This window comes from Bdellovibrio sp. HCB288, from assembly GCF_047305935.1.
Lineage (GTDB): Bacteria > Bdellovibrionota > Bdellovibrionia > Bdellovibrionales > Bdellovibrionaceae > Bdellovibrio.
In genome coordinates this window covers 1735573-1762485 of the sequence record NZ_CP178619.1, presented here as the reverse complement: position 1 = coordinate 1762485, position 26913 = coordinate 1735573, and the positions used below count along the sequence as shown (strand labels likewise).

Genomic DNA, 26913 nt, shown 5'->3' with positions numbered 1-26913 from the left:
CGGAGTGCAAAAGACTTTTGAGGTTGCAGCCATGAAGCCCCTTATCGTGCAAAAATACGGCGGAGCCACACTTGCTGATCCGGAAAAGATCAAAGCCGTCTCGGCGCGCGTGGCAAAACAAGCCAAAGACAATTCTTTGATCGTCGTGGTAAGCGCCATGGGCAAAACAACAAATTCATTAATTGATTTGGCCAGCCAGGTTTCCGATCACCCTCAACGCCGCGAAATGGACATGCTCCTGACCGTTGGCGAACGTATCAGCATGTCCCTGGTTTCAATGGCCTTGAATGATCAAGGCTGCAAGGCGATCAGCTTTACCGGCAGCCAAGCAGGAATCTTCACCGATGACTCTCACGTCAATGCCTTCATCAAGGATGTTAAAGCGTTCCGCGTGGAAGAGGCTCTTAAGTCGGAAAAGGTTGTTATCCTGGCAGGATTCCAAGGCGTTTCACCAACGACCAAGGAAATCACGACTCTGGGTCGTGGTGGTTCTGACACATCGGCCGTTGCCATGGCAGCCGCGTTTAATGCTGAACGCTGCGAGATCCTGAAGGATGTTCCGGCTGTATTTTCAGCCGATCCCAACATCGTAAAGTCAGCAAAGCCGCTGCAAGAATTGAATTATGATCAACTGATGGAAATGACCTTCTGGGGCGCCAAAGTTCTGCACTATCGTTCTGTCGAACTGGCAAAAATTCGTGAAGTCACTTTGTACATCGGGCCCGCTTCCAATAAAACTTCTGATGGCACTCTCGTAAAAAAAGGATTGAATATGTTTGAGTCCTGCAAAGCTCTTTCTTTGAACTCCCATGAAACAGTCCTGGAAATCAAATCCCAGGAAAAAAATACGGCGAAAGCTTTGAAGCAGCTGCAGATATTATTCGAAGAAAAGCAAATCGCTTTCCCGCAACTCTTGCATTGTGAAATCAACAAAGATCACGCTGAAATTCTGCTGACCGGTCCGCAGGAGATCATGGGAGCAGTGAAGCGCGAAATACAAAGTCAAAAGAACTTCACTCTGCACCCGCAGGACTACTCTACTGTAACACTGACTTGCACAGGTGCCACTTCACCGGAAATCCCGCAACAAGTTCTGGAAAGAATGGACAAAGCACAACTGCAAGCGCACAAGCTGATCATGAGTGCAATGAGCGTCACTGTCGTGGTGGACTCCACCACAAGAAAAGAAACTATCGACGCTCTTCATGCTTTGATTTAAGGAAGTAACGAAGGTTGCATGACCTGATATCTGTTTTGGACTTTCTTCCAAATATCAGTGTGAGGTCCTGTGATGCCGTCCGGTCCTGTTGCTCCCGCGATTCCGCGAGAGTTCGGAGCCAGTTTTCCACCGGGCAGGAATTGACGTAAATCCGGTCCACCTTTGGCAGCCAGAGCATTCGCTGCGGAATCCAATAGTCCGCCACCTCTTCCATCACCGCCAGATCCGCCACCACCAAAAGACCCACCGCCACCAGAACCATAGTATCCGGCATTCACTGCAGAACCATTTGGATCTGTGGGATCGCCCTCACCAGAACGACCTGCTGCACCTGCGCCAGCACCACCGGAAGAGCCTCCAAAAGAAACACCGCCACCCTGCTTGCCGTCGACTCCGGCTTCACCACCGCCTGATGGCAGCTCGGCCTGGGAAATCTCTGGAGTTCCAAACATGTCTCCACCAAAATCTTCAGCATTCGCTGTTCCAGTAAGACGATCTGAGGAACTTGTGGAAATGAAACCTGAATCCCCACCAGCAATACTGGCAGTCCCCAGACAAACCGGGTCACTTGGATTTTTGTCGCATACACACACTTTATTGGAAGCCATTGAAGGATTATTACAATCCATCAAAACGTTTGAACAACCCGCCATCGAGGGATTTGCAGTACAAAGCTCAATTGACGGAGTGGAACCATCTGCTGAAGTCAACGAAGCACATTGAGTGGCATTCGCCGCCGTTTGCGCGATGTTATTAATCGCCGCCTGGGCTTCATTCACTTTTGCCGTGTAGTTTGAGCACTGATTTCGTGAACTCGTAGCCTGGCCCAACATGGAACTGAATGCAGCCTGATCCGTTTGGCAAGATGGCGTTGAGCGCAGGTAGGTGATCGCTGAATCACAAGTGGAAACGCAACTTTTGATTGCACTTGAACATGTCAGTCGATAGGCAGCCAATGCTCCATTGGCTGCAGCCGACAATGCCGCGGCACTAGAACAAGCAGCCTGAATACTTGCTGCTGACTTAGCACCATATGCCAAAGCCACTTGCCCCGCCATACTGGTAACATCAGTCATACCTTGATTGTTTCTTTCTTCACAGTTTGAATCCGTGGATGAGATTTGACTTTGACATTGAGTCATCAGTCTTTGGAATTGAACACTACAAACACTGGCCGCCGAAGTCGAGGTACCGGAAGCTGGATTGGCCTGACAGGAATAAGTATTAGACCCACTGGCTTTACAGGAAAAGCCACTTCTGCAATCTCCATTACAATCAGATCTTTGGTAGGCCGCTTCAGCCACCACTACTTGCGCAACCAAAATCAAAATTATAAAAAAAGCGCGAAAAAAGATGTTCATTCCCATAGGTAACCTATCGGCATCACATAGGATTAACTTGATCAATTTAGCACCTGCTCCGATTGGGAAATCTCAAATTGATACAGCCCTGATTCTGTTCTCTAATAGATTGAAATAGGTACTCAGCCCCCACTGAACAGGAGAATTTGATGGAGCACTCTCTTCCCAATTTCACGGTAAAAGATTCCGCAGGCCGGGACATCTCGTTGGAAAAATACAAAGGCCAAGTGGTCTTGGTTGTTAATGTTGCCAGCAAGTGCGGCTTCACTCCCCAATACAAGGGCCTGGAGGAAATCTACGAAAAGTTCAAAGACCAGGGTTTTGAGATTCTGGGTTTTCCCTGCAATCAGTTTGGCTCCCAAGAACCGGGAAGCAATGAGGAGATTCAACAATTCTGCTCATTGAACTATGGCGTGCAATTCCCGGTTATGGGCAAAGTGGATGTCAATGGCAGCGACACCGCTCCCATCTGGAAATGGATGAAGGAATCAGCCCCTGGAATTCTTGGCACCGAACTAATCAAGTGGAACTTTACCAAGTTTTTGATAGGTAAAGATGGCAAGGTCATAAAAAGATTTGCACCGAAAGATGAACCCCAGGATCTGGTTGCAGACATCCAAAAGGCCCTCTCCTAAGAGGGAAATCAACCACTTACCCTATTGTTTCACAAGGTTTTCACAAACCTTGTGAAAGCCTGTTCACAGGCACGGTGAAGGGATAGTGACTTCACCGTATTGACTAAAAAGCGATAATAAACGAAATCATGTCCATCGAAATTAACGTTTTAACAAACTTAAAAAAAGGATATCACATGAAATCACTAGTTATCGCTCTTTCTATCTTCGCAGCAGCTCCAGCTTTCGCTTCTTCTGTTAACGCTTGTATCACTAGCAAACTTCAACAAGGTTATTTCTTGGATCAAGCAAAAGTTCTTTGCACTAAAAGCACTACTGCTACTTGCAACGTAAGCGCTATCATGGCTGAAACTGGTTATGACTACTCTCGCGCAGCTTCCCTTTGCCCACGTTCTTACAAATCAAACGCGGCAATCAATGAGTGCGTAGCTCAAGGTTACAACTACTCTACTTGCGCACAATTGAACCACTAGTCTTTTAAATAAGATTATTGAATTCCTCAAAAACCCGCTCCCCCTCGAGCGGGTTTTTGTTTTTTGGGAATCCGAGCCCAATTTCGAATACTATTTCGACACAATTCCAATCTTTCAAATTTCACTCTAGACCCTGGTCTGGCGTGCCGATAAGTCCAATATGAAAAAGGGACAAATCATTCAAGCAAAAGATGTGTTCGAACTTTACGGTAAAGTCAGATCCGAGATTCGTTTCGAGGATTTTACTCCGCAAACATTCACGATCTTTCACTTTAAAAAGATCTCTGAAACTGAATTCAAGATCGACGACAATCTTCAGGGCGTGAATCACGATCACACTCAGGATTTCATCGCCAAGTTCCCGGATTATGATACATTCTGCGGCGTCGATGCCACTGGCAAGGACAGCATGTTCTCATTTGGAAGCAAGGAACTGTATGCCACGGTTGTCTATACACCCAGCCAATCATGGACAGAGGTTTACGAGGATCACGAAGGCAATCCCCGCTACAATGAATACTTAAGAACCCAGGCCATCATCGATCACTACGAAAAGAAAATTGCTTCCTGATTGATCTTGACCCCCTATATATCTGCTTATTTACTTAAGGGACCATCAGAAAGGATCCCTTAAGTGAAACAACTCGTTTTTCTTGCAACACTACTGACATCCACTTATGCCTACTCGGCAATCACAATCACTCAGCAAAATCTAATCCCTGAAGCCGCAAAGAGTGAGGTTATTCTTAAGGCCGAAATCCTGGGAGCTGCTTACGAGAACGAAAGCGACAGAAAACTGAACGCCGGCGGATTGGGAATCGGACTTTCCTATTTTTATGGCTTCAGTGAAAACCAAGCAGTGGGAGTCTACACAACTCTTGAAAATCAAAAAGTTAAGGGCACTGGCGGCGGAACTGCTGATTCAGAATCAACAGTCAAAGGTATGCAGGACATTCGAGTTCTGTATAAAGGCAATTTTGAAGTTGGGCCTACGACACTGTTCGTTCATGCAGGTTTCGTACTTCCTCCTGGCGATATGAAAGCAAAACAAACGAGTGCCACTGACACAGAGATGACGGCAACCAGAGGTCAAAAAGCCCTTATTGCGACAGTGGGTTTGATTGAACCTGTTGGCAGTCTGGAACTTGGTGCACTGGCAACATATCAAAAAAATGCTGAAGGCAAGTTGGTGTTAGAGGACCAAAGCGGTTCAAGTGTTACTTATGACACAAAAAAAGGAGACATTTTTCTGGCAAGTATTTATGCGGAACTTGTCGGCGATTTGAATCTGAATTTCGCAGCCAACTATGAACGTATTCAGGATATGACCTACAATACTGGCACCTTCCAAGGCCAAGAAAAACTAATCTTCACTGGCGGAATGCGCACGAGTTTAAATGAAGTTACTGAGTTGGTTGGAGCCGCAGGCGTCGGAATGCTTCTTAATAAAGACCATTTGGATATAAAATCATATGCCCAGGTCGAACTTGACCTAGGCATACGCATTTCATATTGATTCTTACCAGTTGATGATCTCATAAGCGAGTTCCATGTCGGAGCTCGCTACTTCTGGAGCCATGTTGCGCAGAAGTTCCAAAGAACGCACCAATTTCACGCCCTTCACTTCACCTTCAGTAGCAACATACAAAGCCGCATCATCCTTGGAGTCCGCGATAATTTGTTTGTAAGCACAAGACTGAGAACTGTCGCACGCAGTTGATGACGTCAACAAAACGCCAGACACAGACAAGAAGATAGCTGCAATCAAACCTGCATCGTCACTGCCGCCACCATGACGTGGAGGAGGACCATGATGACCGCCACCGTGATGTCCGCCGCGACCACCACCATGGTGACCGCCATGCCCGCGACCCGCGAATGAAGTGGATACAAAAGCCAGAACCATAAACAGAGTAACAAATTTTTTCATTTCAAATCCCCCCGGATTAAGTGGTGTTTTTTTATCTCGCGAAGATCCCATATACAAATTGTTTGCCAAGGTCTCAAATAACTCTTCTGAAAGGTGTTTGATTTGACGCGAATGTCAGAAAATTTCAGGGACATTTTGACTCTGGTCTGCCACTGGGAAACAGGGCGACAAATACAAGCGACACCACTTTAACTGACTCATAATGAATGCATCACTTTGACTGCCTAACTTATTTTAGACAGTGTCCAATCCTTCGCCAACTATATGCCTCCATTGACACCTGAATAGTTTATAGACGGCATTTGCCTTGCATATTCGTTTATAGATTTCCATGTTGAGGTTCTTCAAATGAGACATAGCATCGTTTTGATACTTCTGGCACTTTCTCCACTCTGTGCATTCGCACAGGGAACATCGTCTTCTTCCGATGATCTTAAAGTTACGTTAAAAGCAGAGCCCGGTTATAAAAAACAAAAGCGCGTTGTTAAAACCTGGAGCATTTATCCCGCTCGTCGTGTGGTTTACAAGGCTCCGGAGACCAAGGGTTCCAAAACCAACAATCAGCCACTGTTGGTTAAGACTTATGTGGACCCCACACAAAAACGCATGCCTGCTTCATTCACGAAGCCCGTCGTTTCGAAACCTGTCGTGACGAAACCTGTGATGGCGAAAACTCAAAAATTGGCCAGCGTAAAAACGCCTCTGCGTAAGTCCGCAAAGGCTGCCGTACAGACAGCTCCTGTGGAGCCTGTAGCAGCTTACAATCCACCAACGATGACCGCGAATCAAACTTTGGTTCTTGAGCCAATGACGATCAAGGCTCCCAAGTCCAAACCGATTACTAAGACCCAAAAAATTTCAAGCTTAAGTCCTTATCAGGCCGGGATGGCAAAGGTGGTGCGTGCATCATCATCCAAGAAATCCAGTGGCATGATGGGAAGACAACAGAAGATTGCATTGAACAAATAGTTTCCGAAAGCTCCTGAAAGTAAAAACCCGCTCCTAAGAGCGGGTTTTTTTATTTTACACCTAAAGTGGATTTACATCCGTCGCTCAATCCGTCCTTATTTTTCTTCAAACACTCTTTGATCGCATTCATTTCTGTGATTTTGTCACAGAATTTGATTTTATCCTCTTTACAAGCAGCCATTACATCCGCGGCCTTGCCTTTGGCTTGATCCATCATTTTACCAGTATCTGGCATTTGGGCCCATGCAGTGCTACCAGCTAACATCGCTGCGATAACCAAGATTTTCATGTGAACTCCTTTATGTTGGTTTCAGTGGAACGCCTCTATCTTGTTCCCAGGGCGAATTACAGGCAATCAAGTCACCAATGTATTTAAGCACCACGGATTCGCTGTTTCCCTTTGCCCTCTAACAATGCCTGTGATTTAGTCATTCCTGCAAAGGGGGGGTCAAAATGACATTTGCTAAGGTATTGGTTGCCAGCTTGGTGCTGTTTGCAGCCGTTGGATGTAAGACAGTTGAAATCAAAGATGGTCGCGTGCCAAATGCTTATCTTTCAAAAGCAAAAAAATACGAAGGTATTTATTCGGGTCGCTTCAATGGAGTGGCTGGGGAACTTATTCTGAACTTTGAAGGCAACAAACCTGTCATGTCCTTCCGTAATGAAATGGGCACTGACATTTTGAATAACAATTGCCAGTCCTATTTCGGCAACTTGAAGACCGTGCATATCACTGGAAAAAAATCCAATCCCAAAGTGGATGCCATCGAATTTGAGTTCAATTCCGGCCGCTGCTCTTTGATGGTTCAAGGTCGCCGCATGTACATTGATTTCAAAGAGAAAAATGGCGCAACCACACTGAAGGTTTCAGTTCTTCGCGAAATGCGCCAACGTCGCGACTGCCGCTGGTACCCTGGCGACAACCACCGCCCACCGTATGAACACTGCACTTGGGTGCAGGATCCGGTTTATCTTTACGGAACATTCGCACGCTAAAAGTAAAAAACCCGCTTCATCGAAGCGGGTTTTTTATTAGAACAGATCCTTATAGGAAGTTTTTTTTACCAGGCCTTCCACTAATTTGGTCAGCCGTTCTTTGGAAATCACCGCCTTGGGGTTTGCAATCAGGCGCAGGTCATAATCCTGATCAACTTTATCTCCAATTAGAATCTCATCATTCTTTTCAGGATTTTCGCGCAAATACTGGCGGATATAGGATAGCGGCACAACTCCCACATCCACACGATCATTCAGCACCATTCTTACCGTGGCCTGATTGTGATTCACCAGAATGATATCGAACTTGGAACGAAGAAACTGCTCGTCCGTTTTAAATTCAGCAAAACGGTAATGATAACCCACGATGCCGGCAATTCTTTTCCCTTCCAATTTATGGAAGTAACTTTGTTTTTTCGCCCGTTTGCGATGAGCTATGTAAACCTCGGAGTCATCAATCTTCAATGGCAAGGAGTAATGCTCAATCCCCTTCCAGCTCCATCGAGGATCTTCGAAGAAAATCATGTCTATTTTACGTTCAGTGAAACTTTGATAGCGGCGGCGACTTGGAATCTCCAATAATTTGAACTCAAAGTCCTTTTGCATGTCGTTCAGCTGTTTTAAGACATCATTAATAATTCCGCGACCCTTTTCCATATCGTAGTAAGGAGCAAACCCATAGGCCCCTACAGAGACCTCCTGGCGCTCGGCCGCCAACACCACTCCGGAATGGGCACTGAGAATTAAAATAATGACTCCAACAAACCAAAACTTCATTTACCCAAAATAAGCCCATCACTGGGGACAGGCAATGAAATAAAAAAACCCGCTCCTTTTAAGAGCGGGTTTCCAATGTTCGTATCTTTCGGGCAGCAACTAGTGCTTAGCCTTTTTTACTTTCTCTTTTTTCGGAGCTGCATCTTCAGTTGGCATTTCCATTGGTTCAGTACCCTCATGGTCTTCACCGTTGTTACCTTCAGCATCGATCAAAAGCTTGCCGATACCATTTGCAGCCAGGATCTTGTTGCGAAGATCAGTCATGTATTCTGGGTGGTCTTTCAAGAAGTTCTTGGCAGCATCACGGCCTTGACCCATGCGCTCGCCATTGATGGAGAACCATGCGCCAGATTTTTCAACCATGTTTGCAGTCACTGCCAAATCCAGCAAGTCACCTTCTTCAGAAATACCTTCACCGTACATCAAGTCGAATTCAACTTTAGTGAAAGGAGGAGCCATTTTGTTTTTCACAACTTTAACTGCAGTACGGTTACCAGTTACGTCCTCACCGTTTTTGATCGCGCCCACACGGCGTACATCCAAACGAACAGAAGAGTAGAATTTCAACGCGTTACCACCAGTAGTTGTTTCCGGGTTACCGAACATCACACCGATTTTCATACGAAGTTGGTTGATGAAGATAACAAGAGTGTTTGAACGATTCACAGCTGCTGTCAATTTACGAAGAGCTTGGGACATCAAACGAGCTTGAAGACCCACGTGAGAATCACCCATGTCGCCTTCGATCTCTGCGCGAGGAACCAAAGCCGCTACGGAGTCGACAACCAATACGTCGATCGCGCCAGAGCGAACCAAAGTTTCCACGATCTCAAGAGCTTGTTCACCAGTGTCTGGTTGAGAAATCAACATGTCTTCAGTGTTAACACCCAATTTACGAGCGTAGTTTACGTCCAAAGCGTGCTCTGCATCCACGAATGCAACAACGCCGCCTTTTTTCTGAGCTTGAGCGATAACGGACAAGCAAAGAGTTGTTTTACCAGAAGATTCAGGTCCGTAGATTTCCACGATACGACCTTTAGGAAGACCGCCGATACCAAGAGCCAAGTCCAAGCTCAAAGCGCCAGTGCTGATCGCTTCAACGTCTTTAACCAAAGAGTCGTTAGCGCCCAGACGCATGATTGAACCTTTACCGAATTGCTTTTCGATAGACGAAACTGCCAATTCCAAGGCTTTGTTTTTCTCGTTTTGTGCTTTTGCATCTGCAACAGTTGTATTTGCCATCTGCCTAGTCCCTCTCTATTTATGTGGTTCCTCACCACAATTCTTATTGTTAATTTTTAGCAGCCGGGGGCTACTTTCTTTTATTTCCTGTCGAGAACTTCACACAGCCAACTTACGGACAAGTCCACTGCCGCTTGCTGGATGGTTTTGCGATCTCCCGAAAAGAATTCCTTTCGAGAGCTTTCAAAGCCCGGACCAACAATGGCGAAGCATACAGTGCCCACTGGCTTCGTCGGTGTTCCACCGCTCGGACCAGCAATACCTGTAACTGCCACAGACCAATCTGTTTTCAGCTGTCGACGCACTCCGTGCGCCATTTGACGAGCGACTGACTCGCTCACCGCACCCTCTTGCATGAGAGTGTCTCGACGGACCCCCAGAAGATCCACCTTCGCCTCGTTAGAGTAAGAAACCACAGAGCCTAAAAAGATGTCGGATATACCTGCTTGCTCTGTCAAAAAAGCCGAAAGTGCACCTCCAGTACAACTTTCCGCAAAACCCACTGTGAGTTTTTGGTCGCGAAGGGATCGAATGAACTCTTGGAGCTTCTTATCACGTGATTCAGTCATTTAACCGACCAAAACCTGTGCACCCAACCAGTTGGTTTGAGTGTAAAGAAACTGCATGATCAGACTGACAACGATACCAGCGGCAACGTCATCAACCATCACACCAAGACCTCCTTGGATCTTCTTATCTAAATATCCTATGAATAAAGGCTTCGTAATGTCCAGCAATCTGAACAACACAAAACCAATTAGAATGGCCTGCCACGTCAAAGGCATCCAAACCATTGCGATCAGAAAACCAACAACTTCATCGATAACGATTTCGCTGTGATCATGACCACCCTTAACATCCTCGTAGGCTTGCGCCGCCAAAATTCCCAATCCTAACAAGATCACAGTTGCGACCATGTAAAACAACGGGCCCGCCCAGTTAAAAAGCAAAACCACTGGGATTGTAGCAATTGTAGCAACGGTTCCCGGCGCCTTGGGACTCAAGCCGACGCCAAAAAATGTAGCCAATTTAAGAAGGAATTTTCTCATTCCACAGAGGTACGACGCCCCCTAAAAGGAGGCAATCCCAATCCCTCCTTCGCTGCGCTTCGGCGGGGTTTGAGCGCCCAACACTAGGCGTGTCGCGACGAGTTAAACTTATGGGTGGTATTAAAATTAGCGATTCGACTTTGGCGGCGGACCTGCCTAATACTGAAGGTCCGCTTTTGATTATATTTTGAAGCGAGGCTCTCTCTCTTTACGAAGTGCCACGGAAGACTTGCACTTCGAGAGAGCTTCGCCAATCTAAAACTACTCTGCAAATTCCATTCGATTGTTCTGGGCCACATAAGGGATCTCGATAATAGCGCGAATGCCTTTTCTTGCCATCATTGCTGAAAGCACCGCACGGATGCCGCCGATGTTTTTTCCCTTTGAGCCAATCAGCTGACCCAGACTTTGTGGATGGCACTCGACTCTGTAGACCGTCGTGCGTTCGCCCACTGAGTAGTTCACAACGACCTTCTCTGCATGATCCAACATCTCATGCAAAATAGAATGTAAGATTTTTTTTCCCGTCTCTCTTGCAACTTCCTTCTCTTGTTCCAACATAAACCTCTCTCCAGTTGTTTTTGAACATCACCAACCAAGATCTCCACTCCAAGTTGGTGACTTCAATTTAATCAAGAAAAGAGGACATCTGCGCCGGCACTACGTCCAATATTTTTCGAATGCGAGTGCATATTAGTCCACACTACCTATGGCAGATCCTGAGACCAGCTTTCAGGCAGGACAGCTTTGAAATCCTCCTCCCAGAACTCATATTGGGATTTTTCATTCGCAGCTACTCGTTTTTGTTCACGAACACGCAACTCCACCCGACGAATTTTACCTGATGCTGTTTTTGGCAAGTCGCCAAATTCAAGACGGCGTACACGTTTAAATGGGGTCAAACGTGAACGTGAGTGATTCAATATTTGCAAAGCGAGCTCCCGGGTGGGCTCCATACCTTTAGCCAAAAAGATTACGGCCTTCGGGACATTCTGCCTCAACGGATGCGGGCTTGGAATCACCGCCACTTCGCGCACAGCCGGATGCTCAAGCAGCACGCTTTCAATTTCAAACGGACTGATGCGATAGTCTGAGCACTTAAACACATCATCTCCGCGCCCCACAAAAACAAAATCACCGTGCTCACTCTTTGCCGCCATATCACCGGTTCGGTAGTAGGAGGCCGTCGTATTTTTTGCAATATCAGACTCCCGGTATCCCGTCATAACACCAATGGCACGAGCACCCAAATCAATGCAAATTTCCCCTTCGTCAGCGGGATTATTATCCCGATCCAAAAGAGCGATTTTATAACCCGGCAATGGTTTTCCCATTGTACCTGGATGCACTTCCTGACCCGGGCAGTTTCCTATTTGCGCAGTGGTTTCAGTCTGACCATAGCCATCACGCAAGGTCACCTTCCACGCATCCTGATAAGTGCGAATGATCTCCGCATCCAAAGGCTCTCCGGCGCTGACCGCTTCACGCAAATTCATTTTATACTGATTTAAATCCTCTGCAGCCAGCATTCGCCATACCGTGGGTGGCGCGCACACCGAAGTGACGCGGTTTTTTTCCATGGTCTCCATCATGATCTTGGCATCAAAGCGCTCATGGCGATGGATAAACACCGTGGCCTCCGCATTCCATGGAGCAAAGAAGCTGCTCCAGGCATGTTTAGCCCAACCCGGAGAACTGACATTCATGTGAATGTCGCCGGGACGCAAACCGATCCAATACATCGTTGATAAATGTCCCACTGGATAACTTTGATGAGAGTGTTCAACGATTTTGGGTTTCGCCGTCGTTCCCGAAGTAAAGTAAAGCAGAAGTGGATCTGTCGCTTTGGTGTCACCGTCAGGTTTAAACTCCGCACTTTCCTGAGTGGCATCGGCATAGTTCTGCCAGCCCTCAAAAGGCCCGTCCACTGTCAGCTTGATTGCCGACGGCGTCTGAACATCAAATTTTCCGGCATCGCGCACTGTAGTTGCAATCAACTTAACTTCGCCGCGAACCAATCTATCCTGAAGTTCATCCAATGAAACCAAGGGACTGGTCGGAATCATCACTGCACCCAGTTTCATACAGGCCAGCATTAACTCCCATAAAGCCGTTTCGTTTCCCATGTACATTAAAACGTGATCCCCACGTTTCAACCCCAGACGACGAAGATAGTTTGCCACTTGAGAGGAGCGCGCCGACATGTCTGCGAAAGAGTACTTCTCTTCCTTGCCATCCCCACCTGTGATCCACAACGCCAGATTGCTGTTGCCCTCAGCCATCGGGTCAAAGTAGTCCAAGGCCCAATTAAAATTCACCAGCTCCGGCCATTTAAAATCCCTGGTGGCATAGTCGTAATCCGCACGATGTAGAATTAGAAAGTCCCGAGCTTGTTTGAAGTCATTATTCATTGCCACTACACACCTCCACCATTCATAAAATTTTATCACTGACGCGCCTCTTCGAGGATTTGTGTTTTTGCAACTTCCTGTGCAAACACAATCCCCCATGCTATAAAAATGGAATGGCAGCATTTAAAGCAATTATCGTCGGTTTGTTCTTTGCGATTTTTATTTACATAACCCATCAATTGGTAAGGCATGCTGATCTCTCAATGGGACAAGTCCTGTTCATTGTCGGATTCGTTGCGACTTTGTTTGCCATCGTCATCTCAATGCCGTTGTTTTTCTGGTCACAAAGCGAGGCGCGCTCCACACCGAAACCGTGGCACGACCCCTATTTCAGCGCCGCCCATTTCTCAATGGCCTACATGAGCTTTTTGCTAACATTCGTAATACTGCGTGATCTGGTGGGGTTTGTTTTAAATTTCACCCAGCCTGAATTTGTCGGCACCCAACTATATAGCGCCGAGGCCACGGGAGTTCTTTTGGTCATCCCATTTATTTTGCTTTTACTGGGAACTTTAGTGGTTCGACTGGGCGCCAAGGTCATCAAAGTGAACGTTCAGTTCGACAAACTTCCTGCGGGCTTGAACAATCTGCGTATCGTGCACGTCACAGACCTGCATCTGGCGCCGGGCCTGCCAGTCAAATTCGTGCAAAGTTTAGTAAGCAAAATCAATCAACTGGATGCTGATGTTGTGGTTTTCACAGGCGACATTCTGGACGATCACGCCATTCGCCATCTGCCCGAGTTCGATCTTCTTAAAACCGTTCGTGCGAAGCATGGTTGCTATTTTGTGCCCGGCAACCATGAGTACTACTGGAATATTGACGAGGGCTTGGCCGCGTTCCGCTCCATCGGTTATCACGTACTTGTGAATCAAACCAAAGCCCTTGAGATCAATGGCGCGACCTTACAGATTTCAGGGATCGCCGACCCTGCTGCCCGCCAGTTTGGCAAGGATCCCGCCAACCTTGAGAAGCTGGTTTCCGAACAGAAACCTGAGGCTTTCAAGATTTTCCTAGCGCATCAACCGGCCATTGCCGACAAGGCCTGCGACCAAGGTTTCGATCTGCAGCTTTCCGGACATACACACGGTGGCCAGTTCTTCCCTTGGAACTTCCTGATCGTGTTCTTCCAGCGCTACCCGAAAGGCCTTTACCGCCTTAAAAATATGCAGCTCTATGTCAATCAAGGAACAGGTTACTGGGGGCCCAGTTTAAGGCTTGGCACCTTCTGCGAACTGACCGAAATTACACTGAAAAAAGCATGACTTGCTTAGGCAGTACCAGTAGTTTGGAACTGCCTATGTCTGAACAAAAAGACCCGCAACAAAAACTTGATGAACGCAAGGAAACCAAGATCGCTGCCAAACGCAAGGTCATGGATATAATTGCACGTCGCGAACATTCTGAAGCAGAACTCAGAACAAAGTTGCACAGCAAGTTTGCTGATGTTGAGGGTGGACTGGAAGCGATCGAAGAAGCTATTTCCTATGCCAAAGATAAGAATTGGCTGGAGGAACCCTCTGCGCTCGCATATCGATTGGCAGACATGCTCCACCTGCGCAACAAAGGTATAAACTATATTAACGGTTACCTAGAGGAAAAAGGCCTTCCTTCAATAGAGACCGACAGTGCACTTGAACTGAAAAAAGCACTGGCCATTGTTGCCAACAAGTTTGATGAAGATTTTAAATTTTCCCATGAGGACAAAGCGCGCGTAGGACGCCTGCTTGCCTCCCGTGGGTTTGATTCCGAGACCGTTAGAAAGGTTATCTATGAAAAGCTCTGAGATCAGAAATGCTTTTATTAAATACTTCGAGAAGAACGGACACAAAGCTGTCGCCTCTTCTTCTTTGATCCCTGAGAACGATCCGACGTTGCTTTTCGCAAACGCCGGAATGAATCAGTTCAAAAACACTTTCCTGGGTCTTGAGAAACGTGATTACTCTCGTGCCGTGACTTCGCAAAAATGCGTTCGCGCTGGTGGTAAACACAATGACCTGGAAAACGTAGGGTTCACAGCACGTCACCACACATTCTTTGAAATGCTGGGTAACTTTTCTTTCGGTGACTACTTTAAGAAAGACGCCATCCACTTTGCCTGGGAATTCCTGACAAAAACTTTGGCGATTCCAAAAGAAAAGCTTTATGTAACTGTTCACATCTCTGACGATGAAGCCGCCGACATTTGGCACAATCAGGAAGGCATCCCTCGCGATCGCATCTTCCGCTTTGACAAAGACAACTTCTGGAAAATGGGCGACACGGGTCCTTGCGGTCCTTGTACAGAAATTTTCTACGATCACGGTCCTGACGCTGGAACGATTGCCGATCCGTTCAAAGGTATCGAAGCTGGCGAAGACCGCTTCGTGGAAATCTGGAACCTGGTTTTCATGCAGTACTTCGAAAATCCTCCAGGGACTTTGACTCCGCTGCCAAAACCATCTGTGGATACAGGCGCGGGCCTGGAGCGCGTGACGGCTGCTATGCAGGGCCAGTTCAACAACTACGATACGGATTTATTCCAACCGATGATTCAGCTTGCTTGCAAAATCGGAAACGTAAAATACATCACTGACAAAAAGGTCTTGGCGGCAGATTCAAAAGCTGCAGAAACGACATCTGCACTTCGCGTTCTTGCTGACCACTGCCGTTCCACTTCATTCTTGATTGCCGACGGCGCATTGCCATCAAATGAAGGCCGTGGTTACGTTCTTCGCCGCATCATGAGACGTGCGATCCGTTATGGTCGTAAGCTATCTGCTGATAAGTCATTCTTGCCAGGTATGGCTGAGGCTTTGATCGAATCAATGGGCGCAGTTTACCCTGAACTTGTGACTCGTCGTGATCATATCCTGAATACAATCCGTGACGAGGAAGATCGCTTCTTGGCCACGTTGGATAAAGGCACCGAGATTCTTTCTGCAGAACTTACCAAAGCAAAAGCCGCCGGAACAAAAGAACTTTCCGGCGAAGTGGTATTCCGCATGTACGATACATACGGCTTCCCTGCCGATCTTACTCGCGTGATTGCGAATGAAAATGGCATCGAAGTAAATGAAGAAGCTTTCGAAAAAGAGATGGAGGCAAACCGCGCCAAATCCAAAGCCTCTTGGAAAGGCAAATCCATGGGGGCTGATGAAGCTCACATGATCAAGTTTGCAAAGGACTACCTACAGTCCGGTAAATCCGTAACATTCCTGGGATACAACGGGACTATCGGTGATGGCACCGTGATGGCTTTGTCCAACGGTCAATCCGTTGTTAATGAGCTTAAAGCGGGCGATACCGGCTTGATCATCCTTGATGCGACAACATTCTACGGAGAAGGCGGCGGCCAGGCCGGAGACGTTGGTTACATCATGCTTGATACCAACCGTGCCCGCGTAGCCAATACAACAAAAATTGATGACATTGTTCTTCATCATGTGGAAGTCGAACACGGATCTTTCAAAGTCGGCGCAAAAGTTGTGACTGGTGTTGATCCTGTTGAAAGAAGAAACACGGCCAGCAACCACTCCGCAACTCACTTGCTACACGCAGCTCTTCGTAAAGTTCTGGGCGTTCACGTGACTCAAGCGGGTTCTTTGGTTGACGCTGAAAAAACACGCTTCGACTTCACACACAACAAACCAGTTAGCACTGAAGAGATCCGCAAAATCGAAGATATGGTCAACGAGCAGATCGCTCGCAGCCTGGATGTGCAAACTGAATTGATGCCACACAAGCAAGCTATCGAAAAAGGCGCAATGGCCTTGTTCGGTGAAAAATACTCCACGGACGTGCGCGTTCTGACTATGGGAGATTTCTCTTGCGAGCTATGCGGTGGTACTCACGTTAAAAATACTTCCAGTATCCGTTTCTTCAAAATTGTTTCTGAATCCGGCGTAAGCTCTGGCGTTCGTCGTGTGGAAGCCATCACTGGTGATGCCGCGGTTAAATACGCAATGAACTCCATCGTTCACTTGGATGAAGCCTTGGCTGCGGCGGGATTGCAAAAATCCGCTCACTACTTGAAGCATCTTGAGATCACTGGCGAAAAGGCAACACTTGCGAACCGTGTTGAGACGATCAAAGAGCAGGTCAAATCCCTTGAGAAGGAAATCAAGAAACTTCAAGGCGGCCAGGTGAATGTTGACGAGTTGGCCGGCAAAGCAATGACGTTCAAATCAAAATCCGGCGTTGCTGCCAAGCTTGTTTTGGCAGATGTGCCGATGGATGACCGCGAAGTTTTGGCAAAAGTCACTGATGACCTGAAAAACAAAATTCAATCAGGAATTGTTGTGGTCGTCGGTCAAGGCGATGGCTCAAATCCAATCATCGTATCTGTTTCCAAAGACATCACTGGCGACCACAAAGCCGGCGACGTTCTGAAGGAAGTAGCCGCGATCATGGGCGGTAAAGGTGGCGGCAGACCGGACTTCGCACAAGGCGCAGCTCCGGATCGCTCCAAATTGGGAGATGCCTTCACGAAAGTTCGCAGCACTCTAGGCCTCTAAAGTACGGACTTACTTTCTTCAAAAAACAAAAAGGCCGGCGCAATCGCACTGGCCTTTTTTTATGGAGAAAGTGTGTCCGTACCTCTGGCGCACTATTCGCAAAGCATGCCGTGGAAATTCTTCTGGATATAAGCAATCAAACCACGGAAAGACTGCGCCACTTGCTCGTCGCAGATATCTTTGTATCCTCTACCGCAGGAATCATAGCTTTCTCCCAGATTCATTTTTTGATCTTTCAAGATCAAAGAGACATATCCCGCATTGTAAGATTGCGCACACATCACATCTTCATCTGGAACTGGTTTACCGCAAATACTTCCCACTTTTAGATAGCTTTGTAACTCGGCTAAGTCAGCAGGTTGCAGACAGGATTCTTCGATCACTGATTGCGAGGAATCGATCACTTGAATTCGGCCGGTTTTCGAATCGATAGACAAGATTCCTTGCGGGACCGGAACTTCGATGGATGTGATGGCAGATGATTCCGCGTCAGTACCCAGTGCCGGAGTGACCACGTGACTTGCGGGAGAAGGAAGTTCAGAGGCAGACAGATTCGACTGACTGCAGTTTTGAAATCCCAATATGAGACACCCGGCCAGAACTACCAATCCGCCTTTTTTCATCACTATCCCCCGTTTATGACCTATCGGTAAGACTGTAAGGAACTTGACCTTGGTACTGCGAAATTCTGTGTGTTCTTACAGTGATAGAGTCCAAGTCGCATATATTGCGCAATGCATTTGCGTTGCTAGACCATAGTCGGTGAAATAGCCTCGTTCTGGTCCACTGAATTAAACAACTAAGGAGACTTCAATGAAAAAAATGATCGTAGCAGCTCTTGTTCTTGCTGGTTCTACAGCTTTCGCTGATTCCACTGTTTTGAAATGCTCTGCACCTTCTAAAGGTAAAGCAGCAACTATCAACATCACTATCGGTGACGATACTTCTGTTGATTTCCTGACTATGGAAGTTAAAGAAAAAACTGGTTCTTCAACTTTCTTCGCTCAATTGGATAAAGGCACTGTTGCTAATCAATTGAAACAAGGTTACTTGCAAACTTTGGCTTTGACTGAAAAGTCTGCTCAAACTGATGACGGCGTAATCAGAAACACAGGTTTCTTCGGTGTTAGCGCTGACAATGGTTCATACTCTGGTTTCATGGCTGCTAACGGCAACATCTACCCAATCTCTTGCACTAAGTAATTAGCCGCACTGAAGACAAATAAAAAAAGGGAGCAGTGATGCTCCCTTTTTTTTATGCCCGAAAAGGTACGGACTTACTTGCGAAGGTAAGTCCGTACCAATAAAAAAGGCTCCTGCCTTGGCAGGAGCCTTGATCAAATCAGGAAACGAAAACTGATTCGATTAGAAATCTAGACGAAGATTTGCGTAAGCAGTTTCGATCTTACGATCAGAAGCTTTCACTGCACCGATACCTGTCGGAGTGTAGTCATAGTCTTGCAACATATAACCAACACGGAACGCCAGGTTTTGATTGAACTTCTTAGTCACGTAAGCATGGTAACCGTTACCGTGAGTGCTGTAGAAGTTAGTAAGATCTTCAGTAGCTGTTGCGTAGTAGAATGAGTTCTCTGAACCATTCACCCACTCACCACCCAGGATCCAAGTGCCAAGTCTGTAACGAGTTGAAAGCAAGAATACGCCGCCTGTGTTTGTGTCGTCAGAGGAAGCTGTACCGAAACCAGTCCCTGGAACACTCGCAGCAAGTTGGCCATTAGACTTTAAAGTACTTGCAAGATAGCTTGCTGATAGATCCCAACCAGACTTAGCAATACCATTTAATTCCCAAGCCAAAGTTGTTCCGCCAACTTTAAGTGTTAAGCTACTGTTGCCCGTAACACCACTTGCCGGATTTGCATAATAAATATCAGACGTTTGGAAGTTCAACAATACCAAGCCCATGCTATCGGCCCAGCTCATGTCATTCACACCCCAATCAAGCATCAAGCCATAACCAGCAGAGTTCGTAGGCAAGTTGGAACCAGCTTGAGTCGTTGGCGTCGTGGTATAAGCACCAGACGCTCCCGCGTAGTACTGTGAAAAAGGAGTATACAAAGCACGGAACGCCAATGAATGACCCGTCGGCATATACTGATCCAACTTATAAGAAAGACCCATACCATCCAACACAGAATCGTAAGAAAGCATTGGATAAGTACCCATGCGCGCACGACCGTCCTTATAGTTTTGTGGTTGACCGTCAACAGTTGGAAGACGACCTACGAATAGAGTCAATCCAGTATCAGGAATTGTGAAGTCCGCATATGCTTTCTCAAGTACAACGCGCGAGCTGTCGTATGCGTTTGATGCAGACAGATCATCCGCATTACTTGATGTAGCATCTTGTTGATAGAAAGTATTGAAGTGTTTTGAAGTCGTTAGACGAGAATAGAATTTAATGTTCTTCGAGATATTCGCATCGATATTGAACTGAAACTTCATGCGAAGATACGTCAAATCCTTACTATCGAATGTGGCATCCTGACCAAACGCATCCGTCGCTGGCTGCGTTTGCTCCGCCTTGATAATATCATCAAAACGAGTGATGAACGTACCGCTGAAGTTAAAGATGTTCAGGGATTGATTTGCTTCCAACTCGGACACGCGTTCTTCAAGAGTCGCCGCTTGAGCTGTTGGAACCATCAACATACCTACGATAAATGCTGCTGAGATTTTTTTAAAATTGTTTTTCATGATGTTAAATTCCTTGAGGTGATTATTGACCAACAACGGCGCCGGAGTTTTCTTTCAAACATGGAACTTTGCAGCCATCCACGTCGACTTTGTCCCCAGGTACACAAGACAAGAACAAGTTCTTCACTTGTCTTAGAGCTTCATCGTTTGCCATATCTTTGCTGCATGCTTTTTTAACTGCCGCTTGAACCAGTTCCACTTTTCCTTGCGCCATTGCGTGACCAGAGAAAAGTGACACAGTAGCCAGAGTCATCAAGACCCATTTCGCCATAAACATCCTCCATTTGGTGTCCTCATGAAAGCCTGAAGTTCCCTCGATTTTCGGTCAATGAATCTTGACATAGTTTGACGAAGGTCAAGAGGTTCACCCCGACTTTGGTTTTGAAGTTTCAGGACCAACATCCGTAAAAGACTCCAAGTTTACACGACCAAGGCCTTGAAAATGAACGATCTGCAACGAAAAGGTGTTTAAAATTCGGTTAAGTTTTCGTCCCCAACACCGATCAAAGATAGGTAGAAATGCTAAGGAGTTTCGTGTGTTCAAGAGAATCGGCATCGGAAAATCACTGTTACTTTATGTATTTGCATCTGCATCTTTTGTATTGCTGGTAGGATGCGCCTTCTTTTACACAAGTCAAAAAGCACTTGCGACACTTGGAAGCGTCAGTGAATTCGGCATTTCATCTTTATCGATTCAAAATAAAATAATTAAATCCATGGCGTTGGTTCACTCCAACATCCTTCCGATTGCTGCTGATACTGATAAAGACTCACGCGACATCCGTGTTGAGTTGGTGGGTGGCTTCCTGAAGGAACTTAAGTCCCTAAAGGCAAAGTGCGGTGAAAACTGCAACAGCATCAACGCCGACCTGGAAAAGTACGAAGCCAGCTGGACTGACATTCAAGCTTCCTTGGCTAAAAACGATCTGCCAACATCTGCCAACAAGATCCTGAACAATCTAAATCCAATTGCTGAAAAAATCTTTGAACAAATGGATAAAGCTGCCACCGAGACTGACAAAAAGACGGCAGAGCTTCTGGCTTCAGCCGACAAGGACAGTACTCAGAAAAAGCAAATCCTTCTGGGGATGATCTGCGTTTTGGTTCTATCCGTAATCAGCATGGGATTTCTATTCCAAAAACGCCTGGTAAATGCACTAAAGGTGGTTGTGGACCGTGTTCATCACTCTGTGACTGAAACCACTTCAAAATCACAAAGCATCTCTGAATCGAATGTAAAGCTGTCTCAATCCTCAACAACTCAAGCGGCCTCAATCGAAGAGACCGTGGCTTCTTTGGAGGAAATGTCCAGCATGATCCAAAGAAATGCTGAAGGCGCCGCCACTGCCGCGACACTTTCCACGGAAAGCAATCGCGCTGCCACTGAAGGTGGTAAGGAAATCGAACAACTGATCATTTATATGAAAGAGATCTATACCGGCTCTAAAAAAATCGAGGAAATTATCTCCGTCATTGATGATATCGCCTTCCAAACCAATCTTCTGGCTCTAAATGCTGCGGTTGAAGCAGCACGTGCTGGCGAGCAAGGAAAAGGCTTTGCTGTCGTCGCAGACGCTGTCAGAACTCTGGCTCAAAGATCTGCCAATGCTGCCAAAGAAATCAGTGGTTTGATCAAAGAAAGCGTTGAACAAGCAGAGCGCGGCACCAAAGTTGCGGACAACTCCGGATCTGCGCTGACAAAAATTATTACTTCTATTGAAAAGGTTTCTGCCCTGAATGGTGAAATCTCCGAAGCCTGCCAACAGCAAGCATTGGGCATCAAGCAGTTAAGCCAAGCCATGAGTGAGATCGATAAAACAACTCAGACCAACGCAGCGGTGGCAGAAGACCTGTCTCAATCCTCCAGCGTCCTAATGGGCGAGGCCGAGTCACTAAGTGCCGCAACTGACGAGCTTAATTTAATGCTGAACGGCCGAAAAATGGCCGGTTGGGATACAGAAAAAGCTGCGGCGTAAAGCGCAATCCTTGTCTCCGGCTCCGATCTGATCTTTAATTTTTAGATCACATCGGAGCGCAAATGAATCAACTTTCCCGTTTCAAATTCTTGATTGCAGCCGTTTTGGTTTCAGGCTGCACCAGCTCCTCTTTACAAAAGGAGCAAGAACTCATGTCCATGCAATCTCAGGATCCTTATATTTGGCTCGAAGAAGTTGAGGGACAAAAAGCCCTGGATTTTGCCAAATCCGAAAATGAAGTCACCCTAAAACATTTCAAAAATGATCCCGCTTTCAAAGGCATCGAGTCTGACTATCGCAAAATCTTCTTTGCGAAAGATCGCACTCCCGCTGTGTCCCTGACAAACGGTGACCTTTACAACTTCTGGCAGGATGAAAAGAACTCTCGCGGACTGTGGCGCAAAACCAGCATCGAAAGCTACAAAACGGCAAATCCGAAATGGGAAGTCATTCTGGATTTGGATCAATTGGCAAAATCTGAAAATGAAAACTGGGTATGGAAAGGCGCAAGCTTCCGCAAACCTGGATATGACCGCGTCCTTCTTCACCTATCCCGCGGCGGAAAAGACGCCGTCGTGGTTCGCGAATTTGATTTAAAAACAAAGTCCTTTATCAAAGACGGCTTTCAGATTCCTGAAGCAAAGACCAATGCATTCTGGAAAGACGAGAACACTCTTTTCGTTGGCACTGACTGGGGCCCAGGGTCTCTGACTGACTCCGGTTACGCTCGCATCGTAAAAACATGGAAGCGCGGCACACCTCTTAGTTCTGCTGAAACTTTGGTCGAAGCCAGCAAAACTGATATGTCAGCGTATGCCTATACTCAATACGATGAAGGCAAGCCTCATCACTTCTATCAGGTTCGCAAAGGCTTTTTTTCCACTAAAAATTGGTACCTGGATCCTTCTGGAAAAAGCATTCAGATTCCCAAACCAGAAGATGCCGAGACCTGGGGCCTTTTCAAAGGCAATTTGTTCATCGAACTAAGATCTGATTTCAGGAACTTCAAATCAGGTACTTTATTGGCCCTTCCTTTAGATCAAATCAGCAAGGGCGATTCCGCTCTGGATAGTCTGCAGGTGGTTTTCGCTCCTACAGATAAACGTTTTATTGAAACAGCTTGCTACACAAAGAATCATCTTATCACAGTGGTTTCAGACAACATTTTGACCAAGATGGAGAAAGTCACTTTCACAGCACCAAACACCTGGAAAACAGAATCCCTTGCGCTGGGTGAAAACGGCATGGCCTCCTGTTACGACTCAGATGAAGAGTCTGACTTATACCTGGCTTCTTACACGGACTTCCTGACTCCCACTTCCACATTTTTTGGCGACGCCTCAGACACAGAAAATAGATTCACGCTGTTAAAGGAATCACCACGCCGTTTTGATTCATCAACTCTGACGACGTCCCGCTATGAAGCCACCAGCGCAGATGGCACGAAAATCCCTTATTTCGTTGTTCACAAAAAGAACATGAAAATGGATGGTAAGAATCCAACTCTTCAATATGGCTACGGTGGCTTTCAGCACTCCATGACCCCAAGTTATATGAGTGCACTTGGCAAAGTCTGGTCTGAAAAAGGCGGAGTATACGTACTGACAAATCTTCGCGGTGGTGGAGAGTTCGGTCCAAATTGGCACAAAGCTGTATTGAAAGAAAATCGCTACAAAGTCTATGAAGACAATATCGCTGTCTCTGAAGATCTGATCAAACGCGGAATCACTTCCCCGGATCATCTGGCGATTTCCGGAGGATCCAACGGGGGGCTTCTGGTTGGTGCAACAATCACACTTCGCCCTGATCTGTACAAAGCCGCGATCATCGCCGTGCCTCTTTTGGATATGCTTCGCTATCACAAACTGTTGGCAGGTGCGAGCTGGATGGATGAGTACGGAAATCCCGACGATCCAAAAATGCGCGAAGCTATTTTGAAGTATTCGCCTTACCAAAAGCTGAGCCCGAATGCGAAGTATCCAGAGACGCTGGTTTTGACCAGCACCAAGGATGACCGCGTTCACCCTGGACATGCACGTAAGTTTGTCGCACGCATGAAAGAGCAAAAGCATCCGGTGTACTATTATGAAAACATCGAAGGTGGCCACGCAGGTAATGCCAATATCGAACAAAGCATTTTGTGGGAGTCGCTAAAGACGACTTACCTGTGGGAAAAATTGAAATAGGAATTAATTTGCACAAGATAAGCCTCGACAGAAATGTCGGGGCTTTTTTATTTTCGGTCCACTTGGAAAACACAATCGGAAGTTACTCCCGCCATCGTCACCGCAAGACGATACAATCCTGAAAGTTCGTTTCCAACAGTTCTGTCAGTCAGCTCCACTTGATCCATATTGCCAACCTGACCTTGATAGTCGATACGCACACGGGAAGCACCGGGCGAATTCTCGGCCAAATCAGTCTGTCCATTTTCGTGAATCATATGAACAGTCTTGTGGTAGGCATCGTTGCGAATTTGAGCTTTTACAATAAGGGCCTTACCAACCTCACCGTTCTTACCGAAATACGTAAAGTAGGCATCTTGAACAATAACAGCCTTGCACTCCCCGGCCCGGGCAACAACTCCCGTCCAAGTGTCATTCACCGGTGTGGCGTTTGCCAACTGAGCGGCCAGATTTATCAGGAACAAAATGATTATTGCGATCGCAAACTTCATACACCCTCGATCTCGATTGAGTATGAAGTTACCACTGTGGCATTCAATGCCCAGTTACGCGGGATTCATTAAGCAGATATAAACATGGGGATGTGTTTTAGACATAAAAAAAGGGAGCCATAGGCTCCCTTTTCTGTTCTGGTCCAGATTCGGACACTCCAAATTTTAACGTTTAGAGTATTGGAATCTACGACGAGCGCCGGCTTTACCGTATTTTTTACGCTCAACCATACGAGGATCACGAGTGATGAATCCAGCTTTCTTAAGAGTTGCTTTGAACTCTGGGTTGAAAGCGATCAATGCACGAGTGATACCCAAACGGATCGCACCAGCTTGTCCAGACTCACCACCACCTGCTACAGTGATGTTTGCGTCGAACTTACCGATTTGGTTCAAAAGATCCAAAGGCTGTACGATAACCATGCGAGATTGCATACGGCTAAGGTAATCTTCAGATTTTTTACCGTTGATAGTGATAGTGCCTTTACCAGGCTTCAAGAAAACACGTGCTGATGACGTTTTTCTTCTTCCAGTTGCATAAAAGAATTTTTCTGCTGCTGCCATATTCTATCCTCTCCAATTACTTCTTAGTTGGAAGTGTTAGAAGTTCTGGTTTTTGAGCAGCGTGTGGGTGCTCTGCGCCAGTGTAAGTTTTCATTTTCATGATGATATGACGAGATAGCTTGTTTGTTGGAAGCATACCGCGAACAGCTTCGTGAATGATGAAAGTTGAATCTTTCTCTTTCGCTTGAGCTGCTGTCATTTCTTTCATAGAACCGAAGAAACGAGAGTGACGGTAGTATTTTTTGTCATCCCATTTAGTTCCAGAAAGCTCCATCTTGTCCGTGTTGATCACGATAACGAAGTCACCAGTGTCTACGTTCGGAGTGTAGATAGCTTTGTTTTTACCACGAAGAATGTTTGCAACGTGTGTAGCTACACGACCAACTTTTTGGTCAGCGGCATCAACGATCAACCATTTTCTTTCAACTTCTTCTGCTTTTGCATTGAAAGTTTTCATTATTAGGGTTCTCCAGTTTAATTTGAATGTCCGGGTTTACCGTCCGACCATTCGGCAAATATGATGTTTGAGTTTAACAACGGGCTCTTACACTATGTTTGCGGGAAGGGATGTTTTAAAGTTCTAGGCACCCATTGTCAAGGTTCTTGGGATAATAAACCTTCATAAGGTACAGGCCTTCCGCAGGCGCTGGCGGACCGGCCTTTTTACGATCCTGGGCAGCGATAATTTCCTTCATATATTCAGGACTTAGCCCCTTTTTCTCGATCATCAAGGACGTGCCCACGATGTTTCGAACCATTTGCTTCAGGAAGCCACTGCCAGTCACCGTAAACTGCAAAACCCCGGGTCTACGCCACTCCCAGTCCGCTTTATAGATCTCACGGATGGTGTCTTTGACCGGCGTTCCGACCGACTGAAAGCTCTTAAAGTCTTGATTTCCCAAAAGAAATTTAGAACTTTGCTTAAGATGCTCGATATCAATCGGCATTCTTTCCCAAGCCGCATAGCGGGACAAGTGGGCACTTTTGCGGGGTTTGTTCATTAATAGATAGCGGTAGGTTTTATGGGTCGCCGAAAGAGTTGCGTGAAACTCTTGGGGGGCAATCCAGGCCTTTTTTACCACGATTCCGGCCGGAAGCTGAGAATTCAAAGCCCAGCACAGATCCCACTTCTTAGCCGGATCAATTTTACGGGAGGTAGAAAAGTGGCAAACCTGATTCAGGGCATGAACCCCGGCATCGGTTCTGCCGGAAGCAAACAACACGATCTTTTCATTGAAGATGCGGCAAAGCGCATTCTCAATAACCTGGGCCACAGAAACCTGATCTTCGGGTTTCTGTTTTTGCCAGCCACAGTATCCTGTGCCGTCGTATGCCACTGTGAATTTAACTTTGGTCGTTTGCATGCGGGAGGGTTTAACACACAAAAAGGTGCCAGGCACCTTTTGCTTCACTCGCGGCGCCG

Annotated in this window: 29 protein-coding genes; 13 read left to right on the top strand and 16 right to left on the bottom strand. The window is 46.5% G+C overall.

All coding sequences use genetic code 11. The annotated features are described in order from the left end of the window. Nucleotides 1-31 precede the first annotated feature (31 nt). The gene (locus tag ACLVWR_RS08600; RefSeq protein ID WP_413583399.1) at nt 32-1219 is read left to right on the top strand and encodes an aspartate kinase; all 1188 of its coding nucleotides are present in this window, start codon (nt 32-34) and stop codon (nt 1217-1219) included. Here ACLVWR_RS08600 and ACLVWR_RS08595 read toward each other — a convergent pair. Further along, complete coding sequence (locus tag ACLVWR_RS08595) at nt 1216-2580, bottom strand: hypothetical protein (RefSeq protein WP_413583398.1); 1365 nt, start codon at nt 2578-2580, stop codon at nt 1216-1218. The genes ACLVWR_RS08600 and ACLVWR_RS08595 overlap by 4 nt on opposite strands. Before the next feature lie 149 nt (nt 2581-2729). Between ACLVWR_RS08595 and ACLVWR_RS08590 the strand changes: the two genes are divergently transcribed. The 4 genes from ACLVWR_RS08590 (at nt 2730) to ACLVWR_RS08575 (ending at nt 5204) form a co-directional block, all read left to right on the top strand. After that, a complete protein-coding gene (locus ACLVWR_RS08590) occupies nt 2730-3215 on the top strand; it encodes a glutathione peroxidase (RefSeq protein WP_413583396.1) in 486 nt (161 codons plus the stop codon). A 176-nt stretch (nt 3216-3391) separates the two neighbouring features. Further along, the gene (locus ACLVWR_RS08585; RefSeq protein ID WP_413583395.1) at nt 3392-3688 is read left to right on the top strand and encodes a hypothetical protein; all 297 of its coding nucleotides are present in this window, start codon (nt 3392-3394) and stop codon (nt 3686-3688) included. 160 nt (nt 3689-3848) lie between these two features. Beyond that, on the top strand, nt 3849-4259 hold the full coding sequence (locus tag ACLVWR_RS08580) for a hypothetical protein (RefSeq protein WP_413583394.1): 411 nt from the start codon (nt 3849-3851) through the stop codon (nt 4257-4259). A gap of 63 nt (nt 4260-4322) precedes the next feature. Next, nucleotides 4323-5204, top strand: coding sequence for a hypothetical protein (locus tag ACLVWR_RS08575; RefSeq protein ID WP_413583392.1), 882 nt, complete (start codon nt 4323-4325; stop codon nt 5202-5204). 3 nt (nt 5205-5207) lie between these two features. On the opposite strand, the gene ACLVWR_RS08570 is transcribed toward ACLVWR_RS08575, so the two are convergent. Then, entirely contained in the window at nt 5208-5618 is a 411-nt protein-coding gene (locus tag ACLVWR_RS08570) for a DUF2388 domain-containing protein (protein ID WP_340598604.1), read from the bottom strand. 348 nt (nt 5619-5966) lie between these two features. On the opposite strand from ACLVWR_RS08570, the gene ACLVWR_RS08565 reads away from it, so the two are divergent. After that, nucleotides 5967-6587, top strand: a complete 621-nt coding sequence (locus ACLVWR_RS08565; RefSeq protein WP_413583390.1) for a hypothetical protein — start codon at nt 5967-5969, stop codon at nt 6585-6587. A 49-nt stretch (nt 6588-6636) separates the two neighbouring features. On the opposite strand, the gene ACLVWR_RS08560 is transcribed toward ACLVWR_RS08565, so the two are convergent. Next, nucleotides 6637-6876 (bottom strand): hypothetical protein, encoded by a 240-nt coding sequence (locus ACLVWR_RS08560; protein WP_340598602.1) that lies wholly within the window; start codon nt 6874-6876, stop codon nt 6637-6639. A 164-nt stretch (nt 6877-7040) separates the two neighbouring features. Here ACLVWR_RS08560 and ACLVWR_RS08555 point away from each other — a divergent pair, with 164 nt between their 5' ends. Continuing rightward, nucleotides 7041-7583, top strand: coding sequence for a hypothetical protein (locus tag ACLVWR_RS08555; RefSeq protein ID WP_413583389.1), 543 nt, complete (start codon nt 7041-7043; stop codon nt 7581-7583). 36 nt (nt 7584-7619) lie between these two features. Here ACLVWR_RS08555 and ACLVWR_RS08550 read toward each other — a convergent pair whose 3' ends face one another. The 6 genes from ACLVWR_RS08550 to ACLVWR_RS08525 all read right to left on the bottom strand — a co-directional run bounded on the left by ACLVWR_RS08550 (nt 7620) and on the right by ACLVWR_RS08525 (nt 13062). Further along, a complete protein-coding gene (locus ACLVWR_RS08550) occupies nt 7620-8360 on the bottom strand; it encodes a hypothetical protein (protein WP_413583387.1) in 741 nt (246 codons plus the stop codon). A 99-nt stretch (nt 8361-8459) separates the two neighbouring features. After that, a complete protein-coding gene (recA, locus tag ACLVWR_RS08545) occupies nt 8460-9602 on the bottom strand; it encodes a recombinase RecA (protein WP_340598598.1) in 1143 nt (380 codons plus the stop codon). Between the two features lie 80 nt (nt 9603-9682). Next, on the bottom strand, nt 9683-10171 hold the full coding sequence (locus ACLVWR_RS08540; protein WP_340598597.1) for a CinA family protein: 489 nt from the start codon (nt 10169-10171) through the stop codon (nt 9683-9685). Continuing rightward, a complete protein-coding gene (locus ACLVWR_RS08535; RefSeq protein ID WP_413583386.1) occupies nt 10172-10651 on the bottom strand; it encodes a phosphatidylglycerophosphatase A in 480 nt (159 codons plus the stop codon). 261 nt (nt 10652-10912) lie between these two features. Next, a complete protein-coding gene (locus ACLVWR_RS08530; RefSeq protein ID WP_413583385.1) occupies nt 10913-11212 on the bottom strand; it encodes a KH domain-containing protein in 300 nt (99 codons plus the stop codon). 146 nt (nt 11213-11358) lie between these two features. Then, nucleotides 11359-13062 carry an AMP-binding protein gene (locus tag ACLVWR_RS08525; protein ID WP_413583494.1) on the bottom strand — a complete coding sequence of 568 codons (1704 nt, stop codon included), beginning with the start codon at nt 13060-13062 and terminating at the stop codon, nt 11359-11361. Nucleotides 13063-13175: 113 nt separating this feature from the next. Between ACLVWR_RS08525 and ACLVWR_RS08520 the strand changes: the two genes are divergently transcribed. The 3 genes from ACLVWR_RS08520 to alaS are packed head-to-tail and all read left to right on the top strand — an operon-like array spanning nt 13176 to nt 17558. Continuing rightward, entirely contained in the window at nt 13176-14327 is a 1152-nt protein-coding gene (locus ACLVWR_RS08520; RefSeq protein WP_413583384.1) for a metallophosphoesterase, read from the top strand. A gap of 35 nt (nt 14328-14362) precedes the next feature. Next, complete coding sequence (locus ACLVWR_RS08515) at nt 14363-14848, top strand: regulatory protein RecX (protein ID WP_413583383.1); 486 nt, start codon at nt 14363-14365, stop codon at nt 14846-14848. Beyond that, nucleotides 14835-17558, top strand: a complete 2724-nt coding sequence (gene alaS, locus ACLVWR_RS08510) for an alanine--tRNA ligase (protein ID WP_413583382.1) — start codon at nt 14835-14837, stop codon at nt 17556-17558. Before ACLVWR_RS08515 ends, alaS begins: the two co-directional genes overlap by 14 nt. 92 nt (nt 17559-17650) lie before the next feature. Here alaS and ACLVWR_RS08505 read toward each other — a convergent pair whose 3' ends face one another. After that, a complete protein-coding gene (locus tag ACLVWR_RS08505) occupies nt 17651-18181 on the bottom strand; it encodes a hypothetical protein (RefSeq protein ID WP_413583381.1) in 531 nt (176 codons plus the stop codon). Nucleotides 18182-18371: 190 nt separating this feature from the next. Between ACLVWR_RS08505 and ACLVWR_RS08500 the strand changes: the two genes are divergently transcribed. Beyond that, the gene (locus ACLVWR_RS08500) at nt 18372-18761 is read left to right on the top strand and encodes a hypothetical protein (RefSeq protein ID WP_413583380.1); all 390 of its coding nucleotides are present in this window, start codon (nt 18372-18374) and stop codon (nt 18759-18761) included. A gap of 162 nt (nt 18762-18923) precedes the next feature. Here the strand turns inward: ACLVWR_RS08500 and ACLVWR_RS08495 are convergent, their stop codons facing one another. Together ACLVWR_RS08495 and ACLVWR_RS08490 are read right to left on the bottom strand one after the other, a co-directional pair. Next, nucleotides 18924-20273, bottom strand: a complete 1350-nt coding sequence (locus ACLVWR_RS08495) for a DUF3373 family protein (protein ID WP_413583379.1) — start codon at nt 20271-20273, stop codon at nt 18924-18926. Nucleotides 20274-20295: 22 nt separating this feature from the next. Further along, the gene (locus tag ACLVWR_RS08490; protein ID WP_413583378.1) at nt 20296-20544 is read right to left on the bottom strand and encodes a hypothetical protein; all 249 of its coding nucleotides are present in this window, start codon (nt 20542-20544) and stop codon (nt 20296-20298) included. 265 nt (nt 20545-20809) lie between these two features. Between ACLVWR_RS08490 and ACLVWR_RS08485 the strand changes: the two genes are divergently transcribed. Both ACLVWR_RS08485 and ACLVWR_RS08480 read left to right on the top strand, forming a co-directional pair. After that, nucleotides 20810-22249, top strand: coding sequence for a methyl-accepting chemotaxis protein (locus tag ACLVWR_RS08485; RefSeq protein WP_413583377.1), 1440 nt, complete (start codon nt 20810-20812; stop codon nt 22247-22249). Between the two features lie 62 nt (nt 22250-22311). Further along, entirely contained in the window at nt 22312-24435 is a 2124-nt protein-coding gene (locus tag ACLVWR_RS08480; RefSeq protein WP_413583376.1) for a prolyl oligopeptidase family serine peptidase, read from the top strand. 47 nt (nt 24436-24482) lie between these two features. Here ACLVWR_RS08480 and ACLVWR_RS08475 read toward each other — a convergent pair whose 3' ends face one another. From ACLVWR_RS08475 to truA, 4 genes are all read right to left on the bottom strand, one after another. Continuing rightward, entirely contained in the window at nt 24483-24926 is a 444-nt protein-coding gene (locus tag ACLVWR_RS08475) for a hypothetical protein (RefSeq protein ID WP_413583375.1), read from the bottom strand. A gap of 165 nt (nt 24927-25091) precedes the next feature. Continuing rightward, on the bottom strand, nt 25092-25490 hold the full coding sequence (gene rpsI / locus ACLVWR_RS08470) for a 30S ribosomal protein S9 (RefSeq protein WP_340598584.1): 399 nt from the start codon (nt 25488-25490) through the stop codon (nt 25092-25094). A gap of 16 nt (nt 25491-25506) precedes the next feature. Continuing rightward, entirely contained in the window at nt 25507-25947 is a 441-nt protein-coding gene (rplM, locus tag ACLVWR_RS08465) for a 50S ribosomal protein L13 (RefSeq protein WP_413583374.1), read from the bottom strand. Between the two features lie 115 nt (nt 25948-26062). Beyond that, nucleotides 26063-26902 (bottom strand): tRNA pseudouridine(38-40) synthase TruA, encoded by an 840-nt coding sequence (truA, locus tag ACLVWR_RS08460; RefSeq protein WP_413583373.1) that lies wholly within the window; start codon nt 26900-26902, stop codon nt 26063-26065. Between the last annotated feature and the right edge of the window lie 11 nt (nt 26903-26913).

What these genes read in the sequence shown, in the direction of transcription:
- ACLVWR_RS08560 (WP_340598602.1), bottom strand. Translation starts at nt 6,876, where the DNA reads ATGAAAATCTTGGTTATCGCAGCGATGTTAGCTGGTAGCACTGCATGG.
- ACLVWR_RS08600 (WP_413583399.1), top strand. Translation starts at nt 32, where the DNA reads ATGAAGCCCCTTATCGTGCAAAAATACGGCGGAGCCACACTTGCTGAT.
- recA (WP_340598598.1), bottom strand. Translation starts at nt 9,602, where the DNA reads ATGGCAAATACAACTGTTGCAGATGCAAAAGCACAAAACGAGAAAAAC.
- ACLVWR_RS08590 (WP_413583396.1), top strand. Translation starts at nt 2,730, where the DNA reads ATGGAGCACTCTCTTCCCAATTTCACGGTAAAAGATTCCGCAGGCCGG.
- ACLVWR_RS08530 (WP_413583385.1), bottom strand. Translation starts at nt 11,212, where the DNA reads ATGTTGGAACAAGAGAAGGAAGTTGCAAGAGAGACGGGAAAAAAAATC.
- ACLVWR_RS08565 (WP_413583390.1), top strand. Translation starts at nt 5,967, where the DNA reads ATGAGACATAGCATCGTTTTGATACTTCTGGCACTTTCTCCACTCTGT.
- ACLVWR_RS08555 (WP_413583389.1), top strand. Translation starts at nt 7,041, where the DNA reads ATGACATTTGCTAAGGTATTGGTTGCCAGCTTGGTGCTGTTTGCAGCC.
- ACLVWR_RS08580 (WP_413583394.1), top strand. Translation starts at nt 3,849, where the DNA reads ATGAAAAAGGGACAAATCATTCAAGCAAAAGATGTGTTCGAACTTTAC.
- ACLVWR_RS08520 (WP_413583384.1), top strand. Translation starts at nt 13,176, where the DNA reads ATGGCAGCATTTAAAGCAATTATCGTCGGTTTGTTCTTTGCGATTTTT.
- ACLVWR_RS08570 (WP_340598604.1), bottom strand. Translation starts at nt 5,618, where the DNA reads ATGAAAAAATTTGTTACTCTGTTTATGGTTCTGGCTTTTGTATCCACT.
- alaS (WP_413583382.1), top strand. Translation starts at nt 14,835, where the DNA reads ATGAAAAGCTCTGAGATCAGAAATGCTTTTATTAAATACTTCGAGAAG.
- ACLVWR_RS08525 (WP_413583494.1), bottom strand. Translation starts at nt 13,062, where the DNA reads ATGAATAATGACTTCAAACAAGCTCGGGACTTTCTAATTCTACATCGT.
- rpsI (WP_340598584.1), bottom strand. Translation starts at nt 25,490, where the DNA reads ATGGCAGCAGCAGAAAAATTCTTTTATGCAACTGGAAGAAGAAAAACG.
- ACLVWR_RS08505 (WP_413583381.1), bottom strand. Translation starts at nt 18,181, where the DNA reads ATGAAAAAAGGCGGATTGGTAGTTCTGGCCGGGTGTCTCATATTGGGA.
- ACLVWR_RS08550 (WP_413583387.1), bottom strand. Translation starts at nt 8,360, where the DNA reads ATGAAGTTTTGGTTTGTTGGAGTCATTATTTTAATTCTCAGTGCCCAT.
- ACLVWR_RS08495 (WP_413583379.1), bottom strand. Translation starts at nt 20,273, where the DNA reads ATGAAAAACAATTTTAAAAAAATCTCAGCAGCATTTATCGTAGGTATG.
- ACLVWR_RS08585 (WP_413583395.1), top strand. Translation starts at nt 3,392, where the DNA reads ATGAAATCACTAGTTATCGCTCTTTCTATCTTCGCAGCAGCTCCAGCT.
- ACLVWR_RS08475 (WP_413583375.1), bottom strand. Translation starts at nt 24,926, where the DNA reads ATGAAGTTTGCGATCGCAATAATCATTTTGTTCCTGATAAATCTGGCC.
- ACLVWR_RS08515 (WP_413583383.1), top strand. Translation starts at nt 14,363, where the DNA reads ATGTCTGAACAAAAAGACCCGCAACAAAAACTTGATGAACGCAAGGAA.
- ACLVWR_RS08490 (WP_413583378.1), bottom strand. Translation starts at nt 20,544, where the DNA reads ATGGCGAAATGGGTCTTGATGACTCTGGCTACTGTGTCACTTTTCTCT.
- ACLVWR_RS08500 (WP_413583380.1), top strand. Translation starts at nt 18,372, where the DNA reads ATGAAAAAAATGATCGTAGCAGCTCTTGTTCTTGCTGGTTCTACAGCT.
- rplM (WP_413583374.1), bottom strand. Translation starts at nt 25,947, where the DNA reads ATGAAAACTTTCAATGCAAAAGCAGAAGAAGTTGAAAGAAAATGGTTG.
- ACLVWR_RS08540 (WP_340598597.1), bottom strand. Translation starts at nt 10,171, where the DNA reads ATGACTGAATCACGTGATAAGAAGCTCCAAGAGTTCATTCGATCCCTT.
- ACLVWR_RS08535 (WP_413583386.1), bottom strand. Translation starts at nt 10,651, where the DNA reads ATGAGAAAATTCCTTCTTAAATTGGCTACATTTTTTGGCGTCGGCTTG.
- ACLVWR_RS08595 (WP_413583398.1), bottom strand. Translation starts at nt 2,580, where the DNA reads ATGAACATCTTTTTTCGCGCTTTTTTTATAATTTTGATTTTGGTTGCG.
- ACLVWR_RS08480 (WP_413583376.1), top strand. Translation starts at nt 22,312, where the DNA reads ATGAATCAACTTTCCCGTTTCAAATTCTTGATTGCAGCCGTTTTGGTT.